Origin of the sequence: Pseudomonas putida (assembly GCF_028682395.1) — a bacterium.
GTDB classification, from domain to species: domain Bacteria; phylum Pseudomonadota; class Gammaproteobacteria; order Pseudomonadales; family Pseudomonadaceae; genus Aquipseudomonas; species Aquipseudomonas putida_AB.
On sequence record NZ_JANHLC010000007.1, the window covers coordinates 174316 to 186660 of the forward strand.

8 protein-coding genes and 3 pseudogenes are annotated in these 12345 nt (G+C 55.4%); 2 read left to right on the top strand and 9 right to left on the bottom strand.

The genetic code is table 11. From position 1 onward, the window contains the following. Window positions 1-2: 2 nt before the first annotated feature. The 9 genes and pseudogenes from mexE to hxsD form a co-directional block, all read right to left on the bottom strand. On the bottom strand, window positions 3-1256 hold the full coding sequence (gene mexE / locus NPS46_RS17635) for a multidrug efflux RND transporter periplasmic adaptor subunit MexE (protein WP_274109339.1): 1254 nt from the start codon (window positions 1254-1256) through the stop codon (window positions 3-5). A 261-nt stretch (window positions 1257-1517) separates the two neighbouring features. Beyond that, complete coding sequence (locus NPS46_RS17640; RefSeq protein ID WP_274109341.1) at window positions 1518-3056, bottom strand: cryptochrome/photolyase family protein; 1539 nt, start codon at window positions 3054-3056, stop codon at window positions 1518-1520. Between the two features lie 238 nt (window positions 3057-3294). Then, window positions 3295-3623: pseudogene (locus NPS46_RS25190) on the bottom strand (type II toxin-antitoxin system RelE/ParE family toxin). A gap of 17 nt (window positions 3624-3640) precedes the next feature. Beyond that, the gene (locus NPS46_RS17645; RefSeq protein WP_274109343.1) at window positions 3641-3931 is read right to left on the bottom strand and encodes a type II toxin-antitoxin system ParD family antitoxin; all 291 of its coding nucleotides are present in this window, start codon (window positions 3929-3931) and stop codon (window positions 3641-3643) included. 528 nt (window positions 3932-4459) lie between these two features. After that, window positions 4460-4921, bottom strand: a complete 462-nt coding sequence (locus NPS46_RS17650) for a type II toxin-antitoxin system YhaV family toxin (protein WP_253096175.1) — start codon at window positions 4919-4921, stop codon at window positions 4460-4462. Continuing rightward, window positions 4921-5238, bottom strand: a complete 318-nt coding sequence (locus NPS46_RS17655; RefSeq protein WP_274109346.1) for a type II toxin-antitoxin system PrlF family antitoxin — start codon at window positions 5236-5238, stop codon at window positions 4921-4923. Before NPS46_RS17655 ends, NPS46_RS17650 begins: the two co-directional genes overlap by 1 nt. Before the next feature lie 249 nt (window positions 5239-5487). After that, window positions 5488-5871, bottom strand: a pseudogene (gene hxsA / locus NPS46_RS17660) (His-Xaa-Ser repeat protein HxsA); the annotation flags it as partial. Then, window positions 5853-6128, bottom strand: a pseudogene (locus NPS46_RS25195) (His-Xaa-Ser system radical SAM maturase HxsB); the annotation flags it as partial. The pseudogenes NPS46_RS25195 and hxsA, both read right to left, overlap by 19 nt. Then, window positions 6107-6409 carry a His-Xaa-Ser system protein HxsD gene (gene hxsD, locus NPS46_RS17665; RefSeq protein ID WP_274109348.1) on the bottom strand — a complete coding sequence of 101 codons (303 nt, stop codon included), beginning with the start codon at window positions 6407-6409 and terminating at the stop codon, window positions 6107-6109. The pseudogene NPS46_RS25195 and the gene hxsD, both read right to left, overlap by 22 nt. Window positions 6410-7082: 673 nt before the next feature. On the opposite strand from hxsD, the gene NPS46_RS17670 reads away from it, so the two are divergent. After that, window positions 7083-10022, top strand: coding sequence for a DEAD/DEAH box helicase (locus NPS46_RS17670; protein WP_122436955.1), 2940 nt, complete (start codon window positions 7083-7085; stop codon window positions 10020-10022). A 69-nt stretch (window positions 10023-10091) separates the two neighbouring features. Next, entirely contained in the window at window positions 10092-11375 is a 1284-nt protein-coding gene (locus NPS46_RS17675) for a hypothetical protein (protein ID WP_274109350.1), read from the top strand. The last annotated feature ends 970 nt before the right edge of the window (window positions 11376-12345 follow it).

The window sequence follows — 12345 nt, forward strand, 5'->3', positions numbered from 1 at the left end:
CCTTAACCGCGTGGCGTCGCAGCCGCCAGCTTCACCGTCGTACCGTTCGCGGGTTTCGCGGGGGCGACTTGAGGCAGGTTGCTGGCTTCCAGGGCTTGGCGTTGTTGAGCGAGGGCGGCGAGGGTGGCCGGGCTGGCCATGGGCACGGTTTGCGGGGCAACCGGCGCGCCGGGGCGCACGCGTTGCAGACCCTTGACGATAATGGTGTCGTCCTTGTTCAGGCCATTGCGCACAATGCGCAGGCCTTCGATTTTCGGCCCCAACTCCACGGCGCGGTAGGCCGAGGTGTTATTGGCGTCCATCACCAGGACAAACTTCTTGCCCAGGTCGGTGCCGACCGCATCGTCGGTAATCAGGACCGCCGAGTAGGTGCCGCTGCCGACCAGTTTCAGGCGCGCATACAGCCCCGGGGTGAAACTGCCGTCACGGTTGTCGAACACGGCGCGGCCCCGGATGGTGCCGGTCTTGGGGTTGACCTGATTGTCGACGAAGTTCATCTGGCCCAGGTGCGGGTTGCCGTCTTCGTTGGACAGGCCCAGGTATACCGGTGTGGTCTGGCCGCGTTGGCCCTGGCGCGCCAGCTGGCTGTACTTGAGGAACACGCGCTCATCGGCGTCGAAGTAGGCGTAGACCTTGTCGGTGGAAACCAGGCTGGTCAGCGGCGTGACGTCGGCGGTGACGATATTGCCGGCGGTGATCAGTGCGCGGCTGACGCGGCCGCTGATCGGCGCCGTGACGCGGGTAAAGCTGAGGTTGAGCTTGGCCAGGTCCAATTGGGCCTGGATTGCATCGACCCCGGCCCGGGCTTCCAGGGCGGCGCTGGTGCGCGAGTCGGCGAGTTCGGCGGAGATCGCGTTGCTGGTCAGCAGCCGGCGGCCCCGTTCGGCTTCGTTGCCGCTGCGGGTCGCGTTGGCGCGGGCTTGCTGCAGTTGAGCTTCGAGGCGACGGACTTCAGCCTGGAAGGGCCGTGGGTCGATTTGAAAAAGCAGGTCGCCCTTCTTGACCAGGGCGCCCTCGGTGAAGCCGACCTGATCGATCTGCCCGGACACGCGCGGACGCACTTCCACGGTTTCCGGCGCTTCCAGGCGGCCGGTGAACTCATCCCATTCATTGACGGGTTGCTCCAGGACCTTGGCCACGCTGACTTGGGCGGCGGGCATGGCCGCGCTGGTTTCCGGCGTCTTGCCGCAGGCGCTCATCACCAGAACCGCCAGGGCGGCCAGGGGGAAACGCAAATGTTTGAGTGACTGTTCCATGGGGAGTCCGCCAATGTATGAAGTTGGGCGGATGATGGGGCGGGGCAGGGTGATGGCACGAATCGAACGAAGCGAAGGTAACTATCATTCGGAATGATGGGAGCGTGCAGTAAGCCCTCTAGCATGGGGCTTTCGTTAGGGGGCTATCAATATCGTTGATGGACAGACACTGTTGTCCAAGTAGTCGTGCTGGTCGAACAGGTTATTGAGGTTACGGCAGCCTGCTGTTCGCGCAGATTTTGACGGGCAGCTCAGCCTTTTTCAAAATGTCCCACCATCATCCAGCCGGGCGAGCAACAACTGGCCACGCTGCCAAAGTGCCGTCTGTTTGGCCTCAGGCATACGGTCAAGGTTTTTATAAATCATGCCCATACGCTGGTTGCCGCGCAGAAGATCGCCGTGACGCATCAGGAAGTGCCAGTAAAGCGAGTTGAAAGGGCAGGCGTCATCGGTGGTGCTTTCGCTCACCTTGTAGGCACAGTTACGACAATAGTCAGACATGCGTTTTATGTATTGGCCACTGGCGCAGTAAGGCTTCGAGCCGAGATACCCGCCATCGGCATGCATGACCATGCCCAATGTGTTCGGCAGCTCGACCCAGTCAAAAGCATCCATGTAGATCGCCAGATACCACTCGCATATTTGACTGGGGGCGATGCCCGCAAGGAGGGCGAAATTGCCGGTCACCATCAGCCTTTGAATGTGGTGCGCATAGGCGTGCTCCAGGCTTTGGCTGATGGCTTGGCGCATGCAGTTCATCTTCGTATCGCCTGTCCAGTAGAACTCTGGCAGTGACCGGGTGTTACCGAACACATTACCTTTGGCATAGTCCGGCATCTTCAGCCAATAGACGCCGCGCACGTATTCCCGCCAGCCGATCAACTGACGAATAAAGCCTTCGGCGGCATTGAGCGCAACGTAACCCGACAAGTATGCAGACTCCACATCACTGCAGAGCTGGCGAAGATCCAGCAGTCCGATGTTCAGCGCAGCACTGATACGCGCATGAAATAGAAATGGCTCGTCGCTGGCCATGGCGTCTTGATAGTCCCCGAAGGCGGCTAGACCCCATTCGAGGAAGTAGTCCCATAGCGCCTGAGCTTGGGCGTGGGTGACGGGGTAGTCGAACGTGTCGAGCGCGCCATAGTGATTGCTGAAGTGTTTGGCCACCAGCGCAAGTACGCCCTGGGTGATCGCGTCTGGAGCAAACCTGGCCGGTGAAGGAGGTCTTACGCCCTTGGGCAACGCCTTGCGATTTTCTGCATCAAAGTTCCAGGCGCCTCCGAACGGGCTGCCGTCGCCATTTAGTAGCAGTCTGCTCTTGCGCCGCATTTCGCGGTAGAAGAACTCCATACGCAGCTGCTTTTTGCCGTTCGCCCAAGCGCAAAACGCTTCGCGTGTGCACAAAAAACGACTGTCGGAATGCCACTGTATCGCTAAGCCACAGTCCCTGATTGATCGCTCCAGTCGCCAGTCGCCGCACTCCGTAAGATGGATTTCATCAGGCTGTAACGACCCGTGCCAGCGCTGTAGTTCGCTCGGCACCGAACCGCTGTTTTTCGGGTCATCGAGCGTCACGTATTGCACTTTGAACCCACGCTGTCGAAGAGCCTCGGCGAAATGGCGCATGGCACTGAAAATCAGGGCGATCTTCTGCGGATGGTGAGGCACGTGACTGGCTTCTTCCATGACTTCCACGAGGAGCACAGTATCGCTCGCTTTATTGAGCGCCTGCAGGGATGCGAGGTCGAACGATAGTTGATCACCCAGGATGAGACATAATCGGTGATGTGTGCTCATCAAGTAGATCCTCGGAGGGGGCAAGAGCAGCAGGGCGCAGCGCCTGAGCGCAAATCAGGGCGTAGTCAATGGACGTTGTAAATCACCAATACTTATACAGTATAAAATATATGTATAAGTTATTCCTGTCGTCTATGGCGTAACAAATCGGCGATTTTGCGCCTGAATGGGCGGCTGGATTTGCCCCGGGGCGGCTTGGTGTGCTCGACAAAACCCAAGTTCATCCGCTGGTCGCGGATCAGTCGTTAGGCAAGTGCAACTGCAATTCCATGACGTCATGAAGGAGTCTGACGACCTCGATCACGTCGTCGTTTGCCACACGATAGAACACGATAGGGCGTGGGCTTTTGACCGTTCCACGGGGTTGTTTGGCCTGCTGGCGTGAATAGATGAGGTGATAGCTGCGAAGGCCCGGTGCAAGCTCATCGCGATGCGATAAGGCGTGTCGGCAAGCGCTTGCAACGCCGCGAGGGTCAGCGCCTGGTAGCGCTGGCGTGCTTGATCGCTGAACTGCGTCTGGGAGAGCCTAAGGATGTCGACAATGTCGGCGCGCGCCGGGTGGGAAATCCAATACTACGGCCTGCTCAGTCTTTCTCTCTCGCGGGGAGGGTTGCCTCCAGGCTCAAGTCCTCGAGGTAGTGCTCCAGATCCCCTTCGTTCACCTGAGTAAAGCGCCCGTGCTCAAGATCCATGATGCCGATCGAGGTCGCCTGACGCAGGGCCTCAATTTTGGCGGTGTCTTCGGCGACGCGTCGCTCCAATAAACGTAAACCTTCTCGCATCACTTCGCTGGCATTCTGATAACGGCCGGACTGCACCAAGTCATGGATAACCTGTTCCTGGTGAGGGGTGAGCACAACGTTTCGCGTCGCCATAATGAGCTCTAGCCTTCGGCAAACAGTTTCTTTCGACCATTGGCATATTATGCCATTGCGTCTGCGAGCACATGGTTCGGGATATGAGTCTGACGAACTGTGGCGTACGAGCTCTTATTCTTTGCGTCGAATCGACTGCTAATCCGGGCTGGCGTACAAAAGTCAGGCGCGGTGTACGTGCACGAGCTGGTTGGGAATGGGTGAGAGCAATTGACCAGAAGTGGTCGCTTAGTCTCTAAGAAGCCTGGGGCGGTTTACTTCTCCACTCCGCATGGTTTGGGAGATGGATCTTTAGGGGCTGTCAATGGGCAGAAATGATCAGGTGAACAGCCTGCCCGACGACGCCTAGAGACTCTCAGGATCGCCAAAAAACATTCTGGCATTCATAAAAATCAAAAGGTTATGAACGGGAAATTGGATTTGTACCCCCAGATGTACCCCTTTCAACAGCAGCTACGAGTGGATTCCAGTGGACGCAACGAGGAGGGATCGGTTTCAAACGTGCAATTCCTCACCCACTCGCGCAATTTATGCTTTGGGCTCGTCCCAGTCGCTACGCGTCGCAGCAGTCAGCGCATCCCAGTCATCAGGAGGGTTGCCGCGGCCCAGCATCTTCTCAAATACCGCGTAGGGATCGGATTTGCTACCTGCGGAGCGTAGGGTGTTTTCGTCGTTGACCCATGCATAGACGATGACCTTCGACCTTGAGTCGTAGCGAAAGAACAGCCGAAAGCGCCTGCCGATTTTTGCGCGGCGCCAATGCCTGTAGGCGGTGCCCAGCGTGTTGCCTTGGCGGAACTCATCACGGCCTGGGTCGGCAGGCACAGCCTCCATGATCAGATGGCTCAATGCCCGAAACAGCTTCACGTTAGCGTTGCTTTCAAAACCTTGCGGGTCGTTCTGCTCGGCCCGGGCGGCGGCTTCTTGCAATTTGCGTAGCTGTAAAATCACACCTTCATGGAACAACAGTGTCCAGCCATGTCGCAGCATCAAATCGCGACCTCGCCATCGATATCCTCGTCCAGGTTTACGCAGTGGTTTGCGTTGGCGAGCATGGTTTGCGCCAAGTCCTCCGGCAGAGTGGTGAGGTTGCGGCCGCCTCGGATATCAGCCTCCAGCAAACCCAGGAACGCACCGATGGCAGGGTCTTCGTGGGTAGTTTCTACGCGGCTGACCACGATTTCTCCGCCGCGTATGTCGAATGCAATTTTGCCACCTGTGTCAATGCCCAGTAGCTGGCGAACGGATTTGGGCAGTGTGACCTGCCCCTTCGAGGTCAACGTGGCGATTTCGTGGATGGCAGGCATGAGCGTTCTCCCGGATCTATTGAGGGGATGGTAAGGAATAATCCTTACGTGGTCAATCCTGGTTTTCTGCTGATCAAGCATGGGCGGGGAGGACGCTTAATAGCGCCGCAGGGTGAGTTACACCACTTACAGGGACACGATCTTGCAGGTCGCTGATCTATGCCCAGAGAGTTTGGTCGACTTGAATGATGTGCTGCATGGGATAATTTCTTCGTTGCTGAATGGACGCTAGCTTTAACCTGAAGCGATTTATGGAATCTTGATGCCCAACGCATTCAGCGATGGCGTATCCATCCGGCCATTCACGGTCAGCCCACTGTCCATCTGAAAGGCCATCAACGCACCCCGTGTCGCCTTGCCCATCACCCCATCAATGGTGCCTTGGTAATACTGGCGCATGATCAGCGCGGTCTGCACACGGGTGACCAGGTTGCTTTTCTGTTCATTGGTCGCGCGGCTCTTTGAAGTGCTCGAACTTGTCCCGCTGGTAGTGCCAGACGACTGGTAGAGGCTGTTGCTGCTTGATGTCGGCGCGCTGTAGCTTCGTGTACTGGCAGCGGGTGGGCTGTAGTAGCGAGGCGCGCTATAGCCACCCGAGCCGCTGTAGTGAGAACTGTGCGAACTGTGCGAGCGATTTCCGGGAGCGGATCGTCGCGGCCTGGTTCGTAGATGAAGTGGCGGGCCAGCAGGTCCTTGTAAAGAGGCGTACTGGCTGGAAGGTCGAAGGAACTCAGGGCTCGTAATTGCGCGTCACTCACGTGCATGTACTCACCGGTATCTGAGGTGAGCAGGATGTCACGGTCATGTCCCGTGTTCATGCGCATGAATCGAAAAGGCAGCAAGCAGTAGTGTTTGGCGTCTGTCGCAATCAATGCTGGGAAATCCCACATCCAGCGAGCGCGGCTCGAGCCAAGACTTCGCGCAACCCTGCTGTTTCGCGGTTGATATGGTCCCGTAGGGCGAAGTCGTTCAGATGTTGAAGGATCTGCGAGTGGGCCTGCTCCGGGGAAAGCATCAACCTTGCTTGCGCGGGGTGGACCATGAGGCTTATCTGATTGGCTTCGATGCCGACCTGGATCGTGAACGTATCGGCAAGGGAATAAGCGGTGCGTTGCACCACGTTGAGCGGGTAGGCTGCGCTGTCGAGTTTCAGCGTGACTGGCCATGTCATTGGAACCGGTCCTTAAAATCCTTTATGGGCGTGTGTGGATTTTGCCGATTGACGAGGCATTATGCCATCATGATTGTTTACATTTGCACGCATTTGTTCAGCGTGGTATGAGGCGCGCTCACTACGACTCGGCCATTCATACCGGGTAGGGCTCGTATCTCCCTCAGTCCATTCATCCGTATCAATAGCCTGCTTGGCCTCAGACTGGGGGCATCCTTTTCAAACCATTCAAAACATGCCCTCAAATATGCTCAAAATGTAGGCATTGGCTGGAAGTAAATGGCTCTTCGAGGCTAGGAAAAAAGGGAGAATTGATCAGCTAAACAGCCCGCCCGACAACGCCTAAAGACTGTCAGGGTCGCCAAAAAACATTTTGACTAGGCTCTAGGGCGGTAGTTGCAGCCTGAAAAAATCGAAGTGTGCCCCCAGTTTTGCCCCCATTTGTACCGGATGTGGGAGCGATCGCGATTGGCGATTTTTGATACGGACCAGGGTGGTCGTCGATGGTTCTTAGTGTATGGCAGTCTCGGCGTGTATGGCTGAGAGCTGGATGATTGGTTACTCAAGGCGGGGGATGGCGGCTGGCAGGGCTACACCGCGCCAGAGCTTCGCTGGTAGCATGTGGCCAGTAGCTAGGCAAGGCTAATCCTCATCCACCACTCGGGTATCCGTAATGGCCGTTGAAGCAGGGAAGTACGCAGACGTCTATCGCAGTTGGCAGCAGCATCTGTTCAATTTCAATCTAGCCGTTCGGGATACCCAGACGCCGGGTTTGCGCAAGCCGCAACTGGCCGCGCTGTACGCCGCGCTGGGGCATCTGGTGATGGCACCCGCCACGACCGCCACGATCGTCATGCCGACCGGTACCGGGAAAACCGACACCATGCTCGGGCTGCTGGTCGCCGGGCGGTTGCCCAGGACCCTGGTTCTGGTGCCTTCCGACCCGTTGCGTTCGCAGCTGGTTGAGAAATGCCTTGAGCTGAAGAAGCTACGGGAGATTGGTGCCGTTTCGGTCACCGCACTCAACCCAGTGGTGCAGGCGATCGGTTCAGGCCTTTCGGCTGACGGGGTCCAACAGCTAGCCGAGGCCAACGTCATCGTTGCCACGCCGCAAGCGCTGCAACGCTTCGACCAGCCGGCCTTGGAGGCCTTGGCCGCGTCGTGCAGCCACCTGATCATTGATGAGGCGCACCACGTGGCCGCCCTGACCTGGGACCGGGTGAAAACCGCGTTCAAGGATAAGCCCTGTCTCCAGTTCACGGCCACGCCGTTCCGTGAGGACAACCAGCCGCTGGATGGCAAGATCATCTACAACTACCCGCTGAAGGATGCCCAGATCGATGGCTACTTCAAGGCAATCGAGTTCCATCCGGTGCGCGAGTACAACTTGGAACTGGCTGACCAGGTGGTGGCTGATAAGGCAGTCGAGCTGTTGCGAAACGACCGCGCGCAAGGGTTCAACCACCTGCTGATGGTGCGTGCACGGTCACAGAAACGTGCCGCCGCACTGTTTGAATTGTACAAACAGCATGAGGATCTTTCGCCCATTCTCATCCACAGCAAGGTACCGAATCGGGCCAAACTACTGGGTGAAATCGTCGAAAAGAAATACAAGATCATTGTCTGTGTGGACATGCTGGGGGAAGGCTTCGACTTGCCGGAGCTGAAGATTGCGGCTATCCACGACCAGCACCGCAGTCCCGCCGTCACCCTGCAGTTTATCGGTCGCCTGACACGAGTCGATGATACGCTCGGTGACGCCAAGTTCGTCTCGAACATAGCCAACCAGAAAGTCGACTACCAGATGGCGGTGCTGTACAAGGAAAGTGCCGACTGGAGTGCGGTGATCCGCGATGTCAGCCAGGACAAGATCGCTCGCGAGGTCGAAAAAGAAACGTTCACCGAACAGTTTCCTGAGGATGCCGATGCCGAGGACATTTTCGGCTTGAACCCTAACCCCAAAATCAGTGCGATCGCCTACCACTTGGAGCGTGACGACTGGCGACCCGAGAAGGCCAAGCACTTCTCGCAAAAGAAAGAGCCGCTGCAGCTCCTGTCCATCAACGACGAGGCCGACACCATCGTCATGGTAACGCGGCGCGAAACGCCTGTCGGCTGGGCGCAAACGTCGACAATTGTGGACACCAACTGGATCCTCTACCTGGCCTACTATCATGCGCCCGACAAGACGCTGTTCGTCCACTCTTCCGGGGATGAATCGCAAACCAACCGGTTCCTGAGCCTGATCGCCAAGGATGCCCGACGCATCAGCGGCGAGCCGACCTTCCGCACCTTGCACGGCATCAAACTTATGAAGCTGCAGAACGTGGGCCTGTCGCGCATGCGCAAGGATCTGCGCTTCACCATGCATGTCGGGCGCGACATCAATACCGTCATCAGTGAAATCGAGAACGGCACGGCGAGGAAGTCCAACATCTTCGCAACCGGCTACGAGGATGGCCAGCGCACCACCGTTGGCTGTTCGCACAAGGGCAAGATCTGGGAGATGAACGCGTCAAGCATCAACGACTGGATCGAGTGGTGCAAGCGTGCCTCGCAGAAGCTCAACGACGCGACGATCAACCCCTCTGACGTTTTAAAGGATGTGATTCGCTCGGAAAAGATCGAGCGGGCGTGGCCCGAGGGCCTGTTCTATTCCGATTGGCCTGCGTCGATCCTGATCGAAAATGAGCAGAAGATCTCGCTGGCGTACCTGGCGGAGGTGTTCAACTTGCTGGATGTCGAACTGGGCAAGCCTCGGCGAATCGATGCACTGACGCTGGAGGTGCCCATCAGCGCAACGGCAGTCGATGGCACGGAGCGCCAACTGCCTGATATCACGATCCGGCTGTTGGATGACGGCTACAAATTCTCCTGCCCGGGGGTCAAGATCGTCTTCGCTGAAGAGGGCTCGTTCGAGCAGTATCTGGATACTAACCCGTTGGTGTTGCTGGCCGTCGACGGTTCGATGGTCGAAGGTAATTATCGCTACTTCTCCCCCAACAGTTTGGACCTGAAGCTGCCGGTCGCCCTGATTGAAGCCTGGGATTGGGGCACGACTCAGATCCACAGCGAGTCGATGCGGGCGGACCGCAACCCGGATACCGTTCAAGGATTCACCTATAGCCGAATCGAGGACGATTACACGTTCATTTTCAACGATGATGGCGCCGGTGAGATCGCCGATCTGGTGGCGATCAAGGAAAGCAAGGACGCCATCTTTGTCGACCTGTATCACTGCAAGTATTGCCCTCAGCAAGATGGCGAGGCGCGGCCGGGCGCGCGCGTTTCCGACGTCTACGAGGTCTGCGGCCAGGCATCACGCTCGGTGAAGTGGTTGCACACGGAAGAAAAGTTCTTCAATCGATTGTTGCACCGCTACCAGCAATCGTTGCCCAAAGGCTTCGACAGGATCCTCAAGGGGGAACCCATGGATCTGGAGCTACTGCGCAACAAGTGCCATGACCATGAGGTGGTGTTCCGGTTTGTGATTGTTCAACCCGCCATTTCGGCAGCTAAAATATCGTCTGATCAGCTTGCAGTGCTCGGTACTAGTTACTCGTACATAAAAAGTGTATCTGGCTCGGATGTGAAAGTGATTACGAGTGCTTAAATTGACTGGCTAAATTAGTGCGCTGTCTTTTTTGCGGTGGATATTTATTAAGGAAGGGCTTAGATTAATATGGAATCCCAGCCATGGTTGAAAGCAATGCAAAATGGCGAGTTGGGCGAGGCTAGGGCGAGGGCGTTTTTACTAGATCGCTTTTGGGTGCTTGAGCGGTCCGTCGATATTGAAGGGGCAGATCTAATAATCCAGCGCCGTCTTATGGGTCGAAGTTTGTTTGACAGGAGGGCGCCGGCGCTTGGGGTTGTTCAAGTTAAATTTTTTGCGCATTCCAGTACCACCCATTACGTCAGTCAGGCTTACGTGGTAGGGGAGGATAATAAACCGCGATTGGAATTTTTCCTCCTCTGTATGTCAGGTGATGAAGATTCACCGGCCGTTCATCTTGTGACAGGGGTGGAGATCTTTGAGTCATTCGATTTGGTAGATGTCAATGGTGCTCTTAAGTATCGAGTATCATACAGGTATCTAAAATCCAGAAAGGACTTGTTGGTTGCTAACAAAAGATTGGCTTTGAATCGAATGGAATCTATCTTGCAGCAAGTCGACTTTGACAGGAATCGCCAATTTGTTTCTTGGGCGCTCCCACCAGTTGTTGAGGTTTCAAATGCAATAGTGCCTGTTTTTTTAGAGCCAATTGACAATTGGTGGGGTGATATACCTTCAGGGTTCAGAGAGTTAAAAGGCAAGGCTTGTTCTGCGCTGGATGTTATCGAGGAAGTGCATGGGAAGCTTGTCCAAATTATGGTCGAAGGTGATCCTCTAATCGCTGAAAAGATTGTTAGGGACATAGAATTTGAGTGTGGTGGCTATGGACGAGGCTGGGCCATTCCACTTCCGGACGATTTGTGTTCGGATGATTTCTTTCAGGCGTGTAGAATTCATCGGGTCATGGTGGATGCACTTCGCCGTGATGGGCTGCTCGACTCGTTTGTTGGATTTCGGGCAAGGCTGAAAAGGATATTTGTTGAGTTTCTTGAAGGGAAGATTCCTTTGGGGCCTAATGTGGTTTGTGTTATAGATATCAAATATTCGCTGGTTAACTTTGGGGTCAACTCGTGCAAAGTGAGATTGGAAGACGTTTGTGAATATTTTGGTCTTGCTTTTGAGTTGAATAAATATGGACATGTGCCGATATCAGGGAATAGGTACTCTGGCATCGATAAATTAACAGACAGTCGTGTGCAAATGTACATAGTGGCGGGGCGATACAGTCTTTCTGATGTCGAGGGTCAGGATCTTTATGAGAAGTATAGCAATGCGGAGTTTAGTATCTATACTGAGTGTATGGATGGCTTGTTTGCTTTAAAATATGGCGATCCGTACTCTCTTGCGTGTTGATTATTCTGGTTTTTAACGAAAATTCAATAAGTCATTGAGCCCGATTTATCGTGCTGGCGATGTAGTGCTAGGTTTTGTACGAGAAGTATGGTCATCGAAAATTATGGTGGCGTGCTTGCCCCGCGATCTGCCGCAGCGCGGCAGCAAAGCCTGAATTTGCGGCATGTTTGACACTGTTTGATATCGGGTAAAGGAGCGCTTCGCACCCCATCGCGGGGCAAGCTGCTCCCACAAAACTTTTCTAACAGAGCTTAGGTCAATTGCACAGCGTTCGACGGCGAGCAGCGAGTGATTGTTCAAAAATAAGATTGTTGATCGTTAGGCTGGGGGCATCTTTCTCAGAACATCCAATACATGCCCTTGGATATGACCTCGAATGTGCAATCCTCTGGAATTAAATGGATCTCCATGGTCTATGAGAAGGCAGAAATAATCAGATGAACAGCCTGCCCGACGACGCCCAAAGACTCTCAGAGGCGCCGAAGAACATTTTGACATGGCTCTAGGACGGTGGTTTAAGACCATAAAAACAGATAATGCCCTCAGTTTTGCCCCCAGATACACGGGGTACGAGAGCCGTCGCAACCGGCGACTTCTCACGGACTCCAGTATGGCAGTTGATGGCTTTCGGTATAATCCCTCATTGGATCTGGAGGTAGGGTGCAGGGCTCATCAAGGACAAGCTAATCCGCTCTCGTAGCAATCGCCCAATGCAGCTGTTCAGGGTATATGTTGGCCCTGGGCAAACGATGCCGGTACGGGGAGAGACAGGCTGGCTGCTCACCACCGAAACGTCAGTGGCGGCGAAAGTAGGAACATGCCGTTTAGATTTCCAGGCTTGGCTGTTTGATCAATAAGGGCTTAAACCTCTGCTTCCCAGGGGCGACGCACGAATCGGACATAGACCCCCAGGGCGTCAACTGGTGATGAGTATTTCCTTACCCCGACGTCGGAGCTGATTAGAAGGATC